This window comes from Ruegeria sp. CDSC051 (genome assembly GCF_059610665.1).
In genome coordinates this window covers 1088771-1103486 of the sequence record NZ_JBXWOC010000001.1, presented here as the reverse complement: position 1 = coordinate 1103486, position 14716 = coordinate 1088771, and the positions used below count along the sequence as shown (strand labels likewise).

Below are 14716 nucleotides of genomic sequence, written 5' to 3'. Positions count from 1 at the left end.
ACGGGTGGCCGAATCACTTCAACGCGCTAATGATTCGGTTCAATCGAATCACCCATCCCTGCAGGAGCATTGAATGGCCGCCAAGGATACAAACGAAGACAGCAAATCCGACGAGCAGGAACAGGAAATCTCGCTGGACATGAGCCAGACTCAGGTCAAGAAGATGATCGCCGAGGCCCGCGAGAAAGGTTACATCACCTACGACCAGCTCAATCAGGTCCTGCCGCCTGATCAGGTCAGCTCGGAACAGATCGAAGACGTTATGTCGATGCTGTCCGAGATGGGGATCAACATCATCGAAGATGAAGAGGCGGAAGAGGAAGAGAATAAAGGCTCGACCGACCTGATCACAACGGAAAGCAACCGTGAGGTCACGCTGGCCGGTGCCGCCGCCGAAAAGCTTGATCGTACCGATGACCCGGTGCGCATGTATCTGCGCGAAATGGGTTCGGTCGAACTGCTCAGCCGTGAGGGCGAGATTGCTATCGCCAAGCGGATCGAGGCTGGTCGTAATACGATGATCCTGGGGCTTTGTGAAAGCCCGCTGACCTTCCAGGCGATTACGATCTGGCATGATGAATTGCTGTCCGAAGACATTCTGCTGCGCGACGTCATTGATCTGGAGGCCACTTTCGGCAATCAGATGGACGAAGACGGCGATGTCGAAGAGCCGGTCGTCGACACTTCGACCGTGCAGGCCGCAAAGCCCGCCAAGGAAGAAGGCCCCGAGCTGGATGCCGATGGCAACCCGATTGCGACCGATGATGACGATGACGAAGACGAGCAGGCGAACATGTCGCTGGCTGCTATGGAAGCTGCTCTGAAAGATCAGGTTCTGACGACGCTCGAGCGTATTTCGACTGATTTTGCGATGCTGAGCGAAATGCAGGACAGCCGGATTTCGGCAACCCTGAACGAAGACGGCACATTCAGCGACACGGACGAAGCGACCTATCAGAAGCTGCGCGCCGAGATTGTCGAGCTGGTGAACGGCCTTCATCTGCACAACAACCGGATCGATGCTTTGATCGACCAGCTCTATGGCATCAATCGTCGGATCATGTCGCTGGACAGCTCGATGGTGAAGCTGGCGGATCAGGCCCGCATCAACCGTCGCGAATTTGTTGACGCCTATCGTGGGCGTGAACTGGACCCGAACTGGCTGGCCGAGATGGCTGAAAAGCCGGGCCGGGGCTGGCAGATGTTCATCGAACGCTCGACCTCCAAGGTCGAGGAACTGCGCAACGATATGGCTCAGGTCGGGCAATATGTTGGCCTGGACATCAGCGAATTCCGCCGCATCGTACAGCAGGTCCAGAAAGGCGAGAAAGAGGCGCGCCAGGCCAAGAAAGAAATGGTCGAAGCCAACCTGCGTCTGGTGATCTCGATCGCCAAAAAATACACGAACCGTGGTCTGCAATTCCTTGATCTTATTCAGGAAGGTAACATTGGCCTGATGAAGGCCGTAGACAAGTTCGAATACCGCCGCGGGTATAAGTTCTCGACCTACGCCACCTGGTGGATCCGTCAGGCGATCACCCGGTCCATCGCGGATCAGGCACGCACGATCCGTATCCCAGTCCATATGATCGAGACGATCAACAAGTTGGTTCGGACGGGACGTCAGATGCTGCATGAAATCGGCCGCGAGCCGACGCCGGAAGAACTGGCCGAAAAGCTGCAGATGCCGCTGGAGAAGGTCCGCAAGGTGATGAAGATCGCCAAGGAACCGATCAGCCTGGAAACGCCGATTGGCGACGAAGAAGACAGCCAGCTTGGCGATTTCATCGAGGACAAGAATGCTGTGCTGCCGCTGGACAGTGCTATTCAGGAAAACCTCAAGGAAACGACCACGCGTGTTCTGGCCTCACTTACCCCGCGGGAAGAACGGGTTCTGCGGATGCGGTTTGGCATCGGTATGAACACGGACCACACCCTGGAAGAGGTCGGCCAACAGTTCAGCGTGACTCGCGAACGTATCCGCCAGATCGAGGCGAAGGCGCTGCGAAAACTGAAACACCCCAGCAGGTCGCGAAAGTTGCGGTCGTTCCTGGATCAGTAACCTAGAAAAGGCGCCTCGACCGAGGCGCCTTTTTCGTTTGAAACCAATGTTCACGGTGGCTTGTAGAAACATCAATTTGGCGAGAACTCACAAGAATCCCGCTGCGCGTCTTCCTATATCCGCAATGTCCACTCATGGGACGGGCCGGGGCGAGGCTGCAAGGCTGACGACCCCCGGCTACCTCAAAGTTACGATCAAGGATCCAGGCGGCTGCGAAAAGCGCTGGGCGCGCGACCCGTCCACCGTTTGAAAGCGGTGGAAAAGGCGGGTTGGTCTGCGTAGCCAAGTGAGAATGCAATTTCAGATAGCTGCATACCGTTGGTGATGAAAGTTTGGGCCAGATCACAGCGCAGATCGTCTGCGATCTCTCGATAGCTTGACCCTTCATCTTTTAGCCGACGCGCAAATGTTCGCGGGCTCATGCCGAGATTGGCGGCTATGTCATCGGATTGCGGAAAATTCCCCGGCATCGAACGTGTAATCAGACCCTCGACCTGCGCCCGCAATTTTTGCTTAGGCGAAGCCCGTTCTGCCAGGACGCGTTCCCCGTACTCAATCAGATGCTCTCGAAGCATCGGGTCATATGTGGGCACGGGAAGATCCAGAGATGAAGGCGACAGAACAATCTCTAGGTTTTCTGCTCCAAATTCTACCGAAAATCCTGCAAGCTTTTGAAATAGATTTCTTTTCTCTCCAACCTCGTGTTGAAAGCGAATTGCTATGGGGTGGAAGTCTGACTGCGTCAGGTTCCGCATTCGCGCCAGCGTCCCAAACATCAAAAACTCTGTGCGTCTATGATACCGGGCAAAACTTGCGTCTTCCCATTCCGCCTCGAAGGACACAAAGTTCCCGGCATGGCGCAGACTGAAGGTGATTGTGGGATCTATGATGCGAGAGAAGCGGGTTGTGTTTTCAAACACCTGTCGGAGGTCACGAGAGTACTTGCTGATATAGGCCGTAATACTAGAGGCCGAACTGACTTTCGAACCCGCATAGGCGGCAAAAGTTATGTCGCGCATAGCGTCGCAGGCATATCTGATGAACATCGCCTCAGTTTGCGCACTGTAGACTGTAGTGGGGGGAGCGATTGCCGCTCGGCTTAGACCGCTGCCTTCCAAAAGCTGGTCTGCTAACTCTGGGCCGCCCGAACGCTCATCTACCGTTCGGGTCAGGTGTTGAATTCTGGCAATATCAAGCTCCATATCCAATTCTTAATGCTTTCGCGAAAAATTTGAACCCAGTTTGCACGGGTGCAGGCAAACCCATCTGGCAGGTTTTCACAAGTTTCTGGCACTTTTCAGCAAGGATATAGCAACGCAAAGGCATAGTTACCTCGTGTTGTCGGGTCAGCACCTTGTGGGGATGAGGGTAGAGCTCCGGTCGTCTCAGACTAGCGATCGGTGGCTCCCCGGCACGTTTCATCTGAAAACCTACGTGTCGCATTGCGGATTTTACCCTTCAATGGCACGGTCCGGTTGTGGCGAAATTGATCTGGTATCCAATGCAAGACCGGGCGATCTCAGATGTGGGAACCGAGCAGAACCTCATCGTTTTTGATGGAGAATGCGTGCTGTGTTCTCGGTTTTTCAGGTTCATGCTGTGGGCTGACACAAAGAAGCGGTTCAAGTTTGTAATTGCCCAGTCCCCCATAGGACAAAGCCTTTACCGGCAACTCGGCCTGCCCACCGACGAGTTTGAAACCAATCTTGTGATCGTTGACGGTGTTGTGCATCAGCGCTTGGATGCTTTTGCTGCTGCAATGCGCAGCTTACCCGCTTTGTGGCCTGTTCTGTCGGCCTGTCGATTTCTTCCGCGGTTTTTGAAGGATCCGCTTTATCATTTCATCGCGCGCCACCGATTTGCATTCTTTGGACGGTTCGAAACGTGCTTGGTTCCGGATTCATCCCTGAAAGCGCGGTTCTTCCCCGGAGGGTATGCGTGAGGCCGGACCCATTTCTGCAGGCCCTTCCAGCCAATTCTGAGGCGCCGGATGCGGTTCGAAAATTCCACAGTGAAACGGCAGAGTTTACAGGACTATGCAGCATCCAAAGAGGAACCGGGTGGTTGACCTCTTTGTCATTGTGGTTGGGTGGGTTTCCCCCCGCTGCAGATACTCAGACGGTCCGCATTCGAACCAAACTCACTGGCCAGGAATGGGAATGGTTCAGGGATTTTGGCGGGCATGAGACGCTGTCTCATCTGGTCTACGACGCAGACAGGCGGTGCGTGAAAGAGAGGATCGGAGGGTTGACCATCTGGATGCGCCCACAGGTTCGAGGTCAAAAGCTGCATTTGAACATCCTGCGCCTCACTCTATTGGGGGTGCCATGCCCAAACTTTCTTTTACCGCGTTCGGCTACGGTAGAATGGCAGGATGATCAAGGCCGGTTTCGGTTCGATGTTTCGGCAGAAATGCCGATGTTGGGTCAACTGATCAGATATCGGGGCTGGCTGATGCCGGTTCACGTAAATAGGAACAATGCCTGAATTGAACGTGAGGTGGCTTTGCCATGGCCTCCTGCAATCTACTTTAATATTTATCAAGAAACATGAGAGAGTAGCATTATGAAAAAAGTGATCACATCTGCGGTTCTGGCCGCCGCCACGTTGTTTGAACCGGGGGCGGTGACAGCAGCACCAAACGGTTTTCAGACTGTTGCAGTAAACGACAAAGTGTTTGAGGTGATCCCGCGCGCGCGTAGGGATGTGGATGGCTATTGGTGCGCTGCTGCAGATTTTGCTCGTCGCAGCTTGGGGGCAGGGTGGCAGCAGAATATCTATGTTGTGCGTGGATATGGCCCAAGCGAAGCCACCGGTCGCCGCACGGCGGTCCAATTCTCGTTGACCCCTCCAGCAAATGTCGAGCAGAGCACAAGCTTTGTCTCCATTGGTTTCCAGCCGGGGCAGAGCAGGTCCGTCCAGAACGCGAATGGCCTGTGTTTCCGGCAGCCAATTTTTGATTAAAGAAGGTAAGACCCGCGTTTTGCAGACCGAGTTTATAATTTCAACGCAGGGGCCGGGGCTGTATGAGTTCACCTCGGGTATACGAGACTGGCTTGCCCCAAGCGGTCGCGACGGATTGTTGACCCTGTTTGTGCGCCATACCTCGTGTTCTCTGGCCATTCAGGAAAATGCGGACCCCGAGGTGCGGACGGATTTGCAGGCCTTTTTCGAACGTCTAGTGCCACCGGCGGATGATCCGTCGATGGCGTATTTAAGGCACACCTATGAGGGGCCAGACGATATGCCAGCACATATCAAAGCTGCGTTGCTGCCTGTGTCCTTGGGCATTCCTGTCGCCGCAGGGGTGCCCATGCTGGGGACATGGCAGGGCGTTTATCTGTTTGAACACCGGACCCAATCACACAACCGACGCGTCGCTGCGCATTTCGCGTGACCCCTTTATTTAGCGGTAAAAATTTCCGACTACCCAAATCCTAGAGGCTGCCCTATAGTTGTGGATAAGTGGGCCACAGCGCTTACTAAAAGAGGCGGAACAAGAGACGAGGAGACGGCGGATGCGCTGCCCGTTTTGCGGAAATATCGACACTCAGGTCAAAGATTCACGCCCGGCAGAGGATCATGTCGCGATCCGCAGGCGCCGTTTCTGCCCGGCTTGCGGCGGACGGTTCACCACCTATGAACGCGTTCAGTTACGCGATCTGGTTGTGATCAAAACCAATGGAAAACGCGAGGATTTCGATCGAGACAAGCTGGAACGGTCGATCCGTATCTCGATGCAGAAACGCCCGATTGATCCGGAACGCATTGATCAGATGATCTCGGGTATTGTGCGACGGCTGGAAAGCATGGGCGATACCGACATTCCGTCCAGCAAGATCGGTGAAATTGTTATGGAAGCTCTGGCGCGGATCGACACCGTTGCCTATGTTCGGTTTGCAAGCGTGTATAAGAATTTCCAGGCGGCCGATGATTTCGAGGAGTTTGTCCACGAACTGCGCCCGCCGCAGCCTTCGACGGACGAGTGAGCGAAACAGATAAGCGATATATGGCGCTGGCCCTTGCCTTGGGGCGGCGCGGACAGGGGACGTGCTGGCCCAACCCATCCGTTGGCTGCGTACTCGTACAGGACGGGCGGATTGTTGGGCGTGGTTGGACGCAACCTGGTGGTCGGCCACATGCGGAAACCGAAGCGTTAAGACAGGCGGGATCGCAGGCGCGTGGCGCGACTGCTTATGTCTCGCTTGAACCCTGCGCCCATCACGGACAGACCCCGCCTTGCGCTCAGGCCTTGATTGAGGCCGGTGTGGCGCGTGTTGTTTCAGCCATCGAAGACAGTGATCCGCGTGTTGCCGGGCAGGGCTTTGCCATGCTGCGCGAGGCTGGGATTGACGTGACAACCGGTGTTCTTGCGGATCAGGCGGCCCGCGACCACGCCGGTTTCTTTCTAAAGACCGAACAGGGCCGGCCATTTGTCACGCTTAAACTGGCCAGCAGTTTTGACGGGCGCATTGCGACCGAAAGCGGCCATAGTCAGTGGATTACGGGTCAGACCTCGCGGCGGGCTGTTCATGCCATGCGGGCAACGCATGATGCTGTTATGGTTGGGGCAGGTACGGCGCGCGTAGACGACCCCTCTCTGACAGTTCGGGATCTTGGGATTGAACGTCAGCCTGTGCGCGTCGTCGTTTCGCGCCATCTGGATATCCCGTTGATGGGTCAACTGGCACGCACCGCCTCGAAAATTCCGGTGTGGTTGTGCCATAGTCCGTCACCGGATGCCGAACGTGCAAAAGCGTGGGAAGGACTGGGCGCAAGGCTTATCCCCTGCGCGTTACGCGATCATCACATTGACGCCGCTGACCTGTTGCTGCAGTTGGGGCAGGAGGGTTTGACCCGCGTCTTTTGCGAGGGCGGATCGTCCCTGGCTGCGTCGCTTTTGGTGGATGAACTGGTTGATGAGTTGATCGGCTTCAGTGCCGGGCTTGCGATTGGTGCCGAAGGTTTGCCTGCCATCGGGGCGCTTGGTATGGATCGTCTGGATGAGGCACCACGGTTTGAGCTGCTGGAGACCCGCATCATCGGTCAAGACGTGATGCATCGCTGGGCGCGGGCATTGCGCTAACGGCGCCAGAGATGCGCCTGTGTTGCGAAAACGCCCTGTAGTTTCGAGAGCAGTCTAAGGCCGGGGCCAGATCGGCTCTGGTAGCCGTCTGTCAGCCTTTCCAATACCACTTCCGGAGGGCAGGGCATGCCGGTGACAGGGTCCAGATACCTCGGGTAATCGATCAGTGCGGCATGGATCAATCCCAGCAGGGAGGGCCGTGCACCACGACGGGCGGGGACGGACCCCAAATCCTGGGTCAAACCCCAACCAGCATAAAAGGGTGCACCGAGCGTTGTGACCGGCAATCCGCGCATCAGCGCCTCGAACCCTAGCAGAGAGGTCATGGTCCAGACCTCCTGAACCTCACCCAACAATGCGGCGGGATCGGTGTTCGTGACGATCAGGTCTGCTAGCCCCTCAGCCTCGGCCTCACCTTCACGCAGGCCAGCTTCGACATCGGGATGCGGTTTATAGATCAGAACGGCGGTCGGGTTCATCTCTCGGGCCGTGCGCAGAAGTTCAGTATTGGTGCGAACGGTGCTGGTTCCAAACAGGATCGAGGCATCGTCCTCGACCTGTCCGGGCACCAGAATGCGGTGACCTTTTGGCAAGTCCGGAACCGGGCCGCCGGTGTTATATTTGCTGACCGCTCCGGCGATAATCTGTGTCACCAACCGCTCGGCCCGCAATTCCTGATCCGGCCGCAGGGTCTCCCGCTTGGCGATCATCTCTTCCAACCTGCTGGGTTTGGTCGGGTCGTAATAGATCCCAAGGTCATCCAGCGACAGCGACAGAGGCGGCACAAGGCTGGCCCCCAACCCACGGGACCGAACGAAGCCATCCTCGACCCGTGTGACGTTTTCCATATCACGGCCGTGCCGCGCCCAAACCATGTGGGGACGATCTGGGATTTCGGGAACGTCAGGCGTGAATTTTACCTTTTTCTCGCACCCAAACATGTGCTGCAGGTGCCTGCGTTTCCAAAGCCGCATCCCGGATGCCGTCCAGCCCTTGTGATCTTGTCGCCAGGCGCGGGTCAGACCTTCAAGCGTGTCCAGCACGGATTCGAATTCGCACAGCTGATCCCGATAGGGATCGTACCACTTGGGATAAAGAACCATGGTGGCGGCGAAGAGTTGAGCGCGCGTCAGGTTTCGTTGGCGTCTTGGGAAATGGGCTTCGTCTTGGGTAAGACCCCATCCGGCGTAAAACGGTTGGCCGAAGACGCGGGGTTTGTGACCGGCCAATATGGCCTCGAACCCAAGTTGCGAGGACAGGGTGTAGACGCCCACAGCGCCCTCTAACAAGGTCCAGGGGCTGATGGCGCTGTGCTGAAAGGATACGCGGTCGGTCAGATCATCGGCAGAGTAATATCCGGGCCGGTGCCCTGCGATCGTGTCGGGGTGGGTTTTGATCAGAACGGTCGCGCCGGGGTTCTCCTCTTGCGCCATAACCAGCATCTCGCGGAACCGGGCCTCATCGCCGCCGCTTGCCCTTACAGAAGCATCGTCGCGTGCTTGATCGACAACCAGGACATACCCTGGATCCGGCGCAGGGGTCGCGGGATCATAGGCGGAATACTTACTCAGATGCAGTTCGCGCAGCCGCGCCATCCCGCCACGTGCCCGGTTCAGCAGGGCCGTATTATCCAACGGGTCGGTCGCAAGAAGTGTTTCCAGATCCGAAGGCTGTGTTGGATCAAAATGCACACCGCTGCGATCAAGCAGCAGACCCAGCGGAGCCTCGCCACTGCGTCCTGAGTGCAGAGATCGCAGGAATGCATCCTCTACGCGCAAGATCGGAGCATTGTATTTGGTCGCTATACGCAGTCCACGATGTGCCGTCGGGCTATTGCCCCAGATACCCACCAGATCCGACCCCTTGGGCGTGCCGATGCCGATATCATATCCGGCCAGTGACAGAATTCTCCGCACGCGCGCGGCTGTCAGAAATCCGCCATTATAGACCAAAAGACGACTGCGTTCGGCCTTGGCATGCGTTCCTTGTGGAACGGAGGGCATCATCCGCCTGTCAGGGTCGTGACATTGGCAAGCGGGGTCAGGCCACCGGCGATCAACGAGATGGATTTGCTCCATTGCGCATAAGGTGCTTCGGTGACGTAAATTGTGTCATCATCGCGGATGACAAAGTCGCGGGCGATGAAAAGGCCATTGGGTGCTGTCAGGTTCAGCACGTAGATCATGCGCTGCTCTCCCTGCAGGTCCGGTTTTCCCATGACTGACCGGACAATGTCCTGTCGTTCCTTTCGTAGAACGAAAATGCCGGTCGGGTCCGAAGACAGGGGCTGTAAGCCACCAACCTGTGCCAGCGCTTCCAGCGCGGACAGATCCTGACTGTCGAATGCCACGCGCGACTGACCGCCCGTCGCCCCCAAGGCGACATAGGACCGGTTGTCGGCTTCGACTAGAATGCGGTCGCCACCCCGCAGGGCAACGTCAAATTCCGGGTTGCGGAACAAGTCATTGTACCAGACCGTCCCTTTTTGATTGCCTCGGATCAGTGTCACCAGGGCGATATCGGACCCTTCGATCACGCCGCCAGCCCGTGTCAGCATTCCGGCCAGTGTGCGGGTTGGTCGTTCGATCGGATAGATCCCGGGTGCGGACAGGGTGCCCGATAGTGAGACGGTTGATCCGTCCCCGGCGATACGGCGCACTTCGACCTGAGGATCAGGGGTCTGGTCCTGGAGCTTTTCCGTGATCAACATGCGAAGCTGTTCCGGCGTGTTTCCGGCTGCGCGCAGGCGCCCGGCATAGGGAACAAAGATGAAGCCCTCGCTGTCGACCTGTACCTCTTCCAGGGATGTTGAGGCACCGGTCTCTCCGGATAACAGCCCGTCATCCACGTTTTCCCAGATTGTCAGGCCCAGTACATCACCCGGACGAACCGTGTCGGCGGTCAGGTTCTGAGCGCTACGGAAGGTTTGCGAGAACCCGTATTGAGGCACTGCGGACGTGACCTGCGCCACCCGGTCGTCAACCTCAACAACATAGGCGTTTCCACCTTTCGTGGTCGAACCGGCAAGGATTTCGGATTTGTTTGGGCCGGTTTTAGGTAGTTGGCACGCGGCCAGCAGGCCAAGAACGGCCACAAGGGTTACACCCCGTCCCCATCGGATTGGAAAGCGCTGCACTGCCGAATATCCTCGAACGTCTTGGTTTTGGTCTTTTGTTTCCAGCAGCGTACTTGTTTCCAACTGCAATCGCCAGCATCAAGAGGGGTGATTTACTCAACGATCCTCAACTGTGGCGTCCGCGCCTCTTTGTCGGTCAGCACGGATTGGTAGGGATCTTTCGCCCTTAGCATCATATCCACGGCGCGCCTAAGCAACTGTCGCCGCCCACGGCGTGAATAAAACCCGCCGGGGACCTGACTGGTTTCAAGCAGAAAACGCCTATAGCTTTGATAGGCTTCGGTATCGGGGATATCTGGATTGGAAAAGAAATCAGTGATCGGTTGGCTGGAAACAAATTCGGGCTTGTCATAGACCGATTTGCCAAAGGCGCGCAGAGGAATGCCGCGCCACAATACCTGCTGACCCGCAGTTGAATTGATCGTCACGGCCGAGCTCGCTTCGTTGAGCAATGTGGCCAGTTTGCCCCCGGGTACATAATGGACCCGATCAGCGATACCCAGTGTTTTGGCCAGTTTTCGTGCCACCTGGCGCAATGGTTCCCGATGATTTTCCAGCGGGTGTTCTTTGATGACCAGATGATGGTGCGTTGGTGCGCCATTTGCAAAACCGTGCAGTACCTGCTCAAGAAACTCGGACATGCAGTCAAAGTCCGAGTGTGACTGAACCGAACTGTCATGTCCCAGTTGCAGCAATGCCAAGTGATAGGGAAACCCGCCCCGCCGGACTCGCTCCGTCGCCATACGCCGCCGGATTCTGTGGAACGGCATCATTGCCAGCCGTTTGAAATACAGCCTGAACTCTTTCGAAACCGGTAGGTCACGGTGGGTTCGAAAATTGCGATACTTGCCGTTCAGGAACAGAACAAACCAATGATACAGCGCGCCATAGAAAATATGCTGTCGCATATCACCCCAATGCGTCGGAGGGGGCGGCATCGGCGCATCAGTACGCTCCAGCGCTCGCTGCATCTGGGTAACTTCCAGATTCATCAGATGCGAATTGCCATTCGTACCTGTGCGTTCGTAGGTGACCCACCAGGGCCTCAGATACCCTTCTTCGAAAACATGAACAGTGATCCCGTGGGCGCGGGCGATGCGGATGGCTTGGGCGTGGATTGGACGCGTATCGCCATACAGGACTATGTCTGTCACCTCGCGGCCGACAACCAGGTCAACAAATTTTACCGGCCAGTTCTCGGGTTTGCCAGCATAGGGAATAAAGCTGGCCTTATCAGACCAGAAAGCCTGATCCCCGGCGTTGAAACCCACGCGCCACACCTCGGAACCCGCTGCGCGCAGGATCTTACCAAGCGCGCCAAAAAACGGCCCGTGCGGTCCTTGCAGGAAAAGAAATACGCGTTTTTGCGCAGCGCCGTTGAGTGGTGACATTTCTGCTGCTCTTGTCGTTAGATGAGGAATTATGCCTGTTTGTCGTATTTGCGGCAACCTGGGGCTTGCCCGTAGGCGCGCTTACGCTTACCTCGACGGTGAGCGCTGGCATCAGGTTAGAAACAGAGGGTTAACGCAATGTTTACGGGGATCGTCACAGATATCGGCACCATCACCGAACTGGAGCAGCAAGGCGATCTGCGGGCGCGGATCAAAACCGCCTACAATACCCCGGGGATTGATATTGGTGCATCCATTGCCAGCGACGGCGTTTGCCTGACAGTCATCGCATTGGGCGAAGACTGGTATGATGTGCAAATCAGCGCGGAAACCGTTTCGAAAACCAATCTGGATCGCTGGACCGTCGGCAAACGTGTCAATCTAGAGCGGGCGCTGAAGGTCGGAGATGAGTTGGGCGGTCATATCGTGTCTGGTCATGTTGATGGCGTCGCAGAAGTGGTCGCCGTTCTGGACGAGGGCGACAGCACGCGGGTAACCTTGCGCGCACCCAAAGATCTGGCCCGCTTCATTGCACCCAAGGGATCAGTTGCGCTGAACGGTACTTCTTTGACCGTAAACGATGTGGACGGGTGCGATTTTGGTATCAACTTCATTCCGCACACAAAAGAGGTGACGACCTGGGGGGATGTCGGCATCGGCGACCGGGTCAATCTTGAGATCGACACGCTGGCTCGCTATGTCGCGCGCCTCGCTGAAATGTCCTAGTCCACAATTCAACGTCGCGTCTGACCGGAACGGTGCCGCATGCGGTCTGGTCTTTGACCGCGCGGTGGTCTATCCACCCGGTCAAACTTGGCATGTGAAAGGCTGCCCCATGAGCTTTGAAACTCCCGGACCGGTCGAGGCCCAGCTGCGCGCGGCAATCAGCCCGATCAAAGAGATCATCGACGAGGCGCGCAAAGGCCGGATGTACATCCTGGTTGATCACGAAGATCGCGAGAATGAGGGCGATCTGGTGATTGCCGCCGAGTTCGCTGATGCTGAGGCAATTAATTTCATGGCCACCCATGGTCGCGGCCTGATCTGCCTGCCAATGACGGCGGAACGGATTGACACGTTGGGTCTGCCTATGATGGCGGTGAACAACTCGTCACGTCATGAGACCGCGTTCACCGTGTCGATAGAAGCGCGCGAGGGAGTGTCGACTGGCATTTCCGCTGGTGACCGGGCGCTGACTGTGGCGACTGCGATCAACGAGCAAAACACGATGGCCCATATCGCCACGCCGGGTCACGTCTTCCCCTTGCGGGCCAAGCGGGGCGGGGTGCTGGTGCGCGCGGGCCATACCGAGGCCGCCGTTGATATCTCACGCCTGGCCGGGCTGAACCCTTCGGGTGTGATCTGCGAGATCATGAACCCTGACGGAACCATGGCGCGGCTGCCTGACCTGGTCGAATTCGCCAAGGAACACGGGTTGAAGATCGGCACGATCAGCGACTTGATCGCCTACCGGTCGCGCAATGACAATCTGGTGGTTGAGACATCTCGGGAAACCGTCACATCCGAATATGGCGGCGACTGGGAAATGCGGATTTTCACCGATCAGACCCATGGCATCGAACATGTCGTGATGGTCAAGGGTGACATCACCACGCCCGAGCCGGTTTTGACCCGGACCCATGCGCTGCACGAGGCGCCCGACATTCTGGGTCTTGGCCCGAAATCCTCACGTGAGTTGCCGCGCGCGATGGAAAAGATTGCGGATGAAGGGCGCGGTGTGGTCTGTCTGTTCCGCCAACCGCGCAACTCGCTCTATGCGGCTGAAGATGAGGGCCCACGCACCATCAAACAAACCGGTCTGGGGGCGCAGATCCTGTCCAAGATGGGGATCCAGGAACTTGTGCTGCTGACCGACTCGCCGGAAACCGTTTATCTCGGGCTCGACGCTTTTGGCCTGTCCATTGTCGGGACCCGTTCAATCCTCAGGGAGGACTGATTGTGGCTGAACAAGACAAACACGGCTTGCTGCCAACGCCGACATTCGACAAACCCGTCAAGCTGTTGATCGTTGTGGCCCCGTTCTATCGCGTCATCGCTGACAATCTGGTGGCTGGCGCAAAGGCCGAGATCGAAGGGGCAGGCGGCACCTGTGATGTGGTCGAAGTGCCCGGCGCCTTGGAAATCCCGACGGCTATCGCCATGGCGGACCGTCAGTGCAATTTTGACGGCTATGTCGCGCTGGGCTGTGTCATTCGCGGAGAGACCACGCATTACGAAACCGTCTGCAACGACTCCAGCCGTGCCATCCAACTGATGGGTCTGCAGGGGCTGTGCATCGGCAACGGTATCCTGACAGTCGAGAATGACGATCAGGCCGAAGTGCGCGCCAATCCGGAAAAAATGAATAAAGGGGGCGGGGCTGCCGCTGCGGCCTTGCATCTGATCGCGCTCAGCCGTAAGTGGGGCTCTTCCAAAAAGGGCGTCGGGTTCAAGCCGCCGTCCGAGTCCATCCTTGTGGCGGGCGACAGCAACGGATCCACGACAGCATGACCAAGACAGACGCGCCAAAACCGGCCAACCAGAAACGCCTGATGAAATCCGCCGCTCGGCTCTATGCCGTGCAGGCGCTGTTCCAGATGGAGCAATCGGGTCAGACAACCGATCAGGTTGTGACCGAGTTTCTGGATCACCGCTTTGGCGCCGTCTATGAGGGCGAGGAAATGCTGGACGGCGATATTCGCCTGTTCCGCAAGCTGGTTGAAGATGCGGTCAATTATCAGGCGCCGATCGATCAGATGACCGATCGCGCTTTGGTTGCCAAATGGCCAATTGCCCGGATCGACCCGACCCTGCGCGCGGCCTTCCGGGCCGCCGGAGCAGAGCTGACACAGAACGACACACCGCCCAAGGTGGTCATCACTGAATTCGTCGATGTGGCGCGGGCCTTCTTCCCCGAAGGTAAAGAGACCAAATTTGTCAACGCAGTGCTGGATCACATGGCGCACGAGGCCAAGCCCGAGGCGTTCTGACGCGTTTACACGGATCAAGTATGCGTTAAACTGAATATTACAGCGCAATGA

Annotated in this window: 15 protein-coding genes; 11 read left to right on the top strand and 4 right to left on the bottom strand. The window is 57.1% G+C overall.

Annotated elements, in window-relative coordinates; translation table 11 throughout:
* Positions 1–73: 73 nt before the first annotated feature.
* A complete protein-coding gene (gene rpoD, locus AC2FH0_RS05605) occupies positions 74–2062 on the top strand; it encodes an RNA polymerase sigma factor RpoD (RefSeq protein ID WP_142634659.1) in 1989 nt (662 codons plus the stop codon).
* A gap of 194 nt (positions 2063–2256) precedes the next feature.
* Here the strand turns inward: rpoD and AC2FH0_RS05600 are convergent, their stop codons facing one another.
* Positions 2257–3264, bottom strand: coding sequence for a helix-turn-helix domain-containing protein (locus tag AC2FH0_RS05600; RefSeq protein WP_496690799.1), 1008 nt, complete (start codon positions 3262–3264; stop codon positions 2257–2259).
* A 299-nt stretch (positions 3265–3563) separates the two neighbouring features.
* Here AC2FH0_RS05600 and AC2FH0_RS05595 point away from each other — a divergent pair, with 299 nt between their 5' ends.
* The 6 genes from AC2FH0_RS05595 to ribD all read left to right on the top strand — a co-directional run bounded on the left by AC2FH0_RS05595 (position 3564) and on the right by ribD (position 7148).
* Positions 3564–4004, top strand: a complete 441-nt coding sequence (locus AC2FH0_RS05595) for a thiol-disulfide oxidoreductase DCC family protein (protein WP_281995007.1) — start codon at positions 3564–3566, stop codon at positions 4002–4004.
* On the top strand, positions 3947–4549 hold the full coding sequence (locus AC2FH0_RS05590; RefSeq protein WP_496788764.1) for a DUF4166 domain-containing protein: 603 nt from the start codon (positions 3947–3949) through the stop codon (positions 4547–4549). Before AC2FH0_RS05595 ends, AC2FH0_RS05590 begins: the two co-directional genes overlap by 58 nt.
* Positions 4550–4627: 78 nt before the next feature.
* Positions 4628–5026: a hypothetical protein gene (locus AC2FH0_RS05585; protein ID WP_142634653.1), complete on the top strand. Its 399-nt coding sequence runs from the start codon at positions 4628–4630 to the stop codon at positions 5024–5026.
* A gap of 19 nt (positions 5027–5045) precedes the next feature.
* The gene (locus tag AC2FH0_RS05580; protein ID WP_142635160.1) at positions 5046–5459 is read left to right on the top strand and encodes a secondary thiamine-phosphate synthase enzyme YjbQ; all 414 of its coding nucleotides are present in this window, start codon (positions 5046–5048) and stop codon (positions 5457–5459) included.
* Positions 5460–5580: 121 nt separating this feature from the next.
* Entirely contained in the window at positions 5581–6051 is a 471-nt protein-coding gene (gene nrdR / locus AC2FH0_RS05575; RefSeq protein WP_142634651.1) for a transcriptional regulator NrdR, read from the top strand.
* Entirely contained in the window at positions 6048–7148 is a 1101-nt protein-coding gene (gene ribD, locus AC2FH0_RS05570; RefSeq protein ID WP_496788762.1) for a bifunctional diaminohydroxyphosphoribosylaminopyrimidine deaminase/5-amino-6-(5-phosphoribosylamino)uracil reductase RibD, read from the top strand. The genes nrdR and ribD overlap by 4 nt, the downstream gene beginning before the upstream one ends.
* Here the strand turns inward: ribD and AC2FH0_RS05565 are convergent.
* From AC2FH0_RS05565 to AC2FH0_RS05555, 3 genes are all read right to left on the bottom strand, one after another.
* On the bottom strand, positions 7145–9151 hold the full coding sequence (locus tag AC2FH0_RS05565) for a capsule polysaccharide biogenesis protein (RefSeq protein WP_496788761.1): 2007 nt from the start codon (positions 9149–9151) through the stop codon (positions 7145–7147). The two genes, ribD and AC2FH0_RS05565, sit on opposite strands and share 4 nt — an antisense overlap.
* The gene (locus AC2FH0_RS05560) at positions 9151–10284 is read right to left on the bottom strand and encodes a polysaccharide biosynthesis/export family protein (RefSeq protein WP_496704911.1); all 1134 of its coding nucleotides are present in this window, start codon (positions 10282–10284) and stop codon (positions 9151–9153) included. Before AC2FH0_RS05560 ends, AC2FH0_RS05565 begins: the two co-directional genes overlap by 1 nt.
* Positions 10285–10376: 92 nt before the next feature.
* Positions 10377–11675 carry a capsule polysaccharide biogenesis protein gene (locus tag AC2FH0_RS05555; protein WP_496700651.1) on the bottom strand — a complete coding sequence of 433 codons (1299 nt, stop codon included), beginning with the start codon at positions 11673–11675 and terminating at the stop codon, positions 10377–10379.
* A gap of 138 nt (positions 11676–11813) precedes the next feature.
* On the opposite strand from AC2FH0_RS05555, the gene AC2FH0_RS05550 reads away from it, so the two are divergent.
* The 4 genes from AC2FH0_RS05550 to nusB all read left to right on the top strand — a co-directional run bounded on the left by AC2FH0_RS05550 (position 11814) and on the right by nusB (position 14665).
* Positions 11814–12401, top strand: a complete 588-nt coding sequence (locus AC2FH0_RS05550; protein WP_142634640.1) for a riboflavin synthase — start codon at positions 11814–11816, stop codon at positions 12399–12401.
* A 109-nt stretch (positions 12402–12510) separates the two neighbouring features.
* Positions 12511–13632 (top strand): 3,4-dihydroxy-2-butanone-4-phosphate synthase, encoded by a 1122-nt coding sequence (gene ribB / locus AC2FH0_RS05545; protein ID WP_496690792.1) that lies wholly within the window; start codon positions 12511–12513, stop codon positions 13630–13632.
* 2 nt (positions 13633–13634) lie between these two features.
* The gene (locus AC2FH0_RS05540) at positions 13635–14186 is read left to right on the top strand and encodes a 6,7-dimethyl-8-ribityllumazine synthase (protein ID WP_496704909.1); all 552 of its coding nucleotides are present in this window, start codon (positions 13635–13637) and stop codon (positions 14184–14186) included.
* The gene (gene nusB / locus AC2FH0_RS05535; protein ID WP_142634634.1) at positions 14183–14665 is read left to right on the top strand and encodes a transcription antitermination factor NusB; all 483 of its coding nucleotides are present in this window, start codon (positions 14183–14185) and stop codon (positions 14663–14665) included. Before AC2FH0_RS05540 ends, nusB begins: the two co-directional genes overlap by 4 nt.
* Positions 14666–14716: the final 51 nt, after the last annotated feature.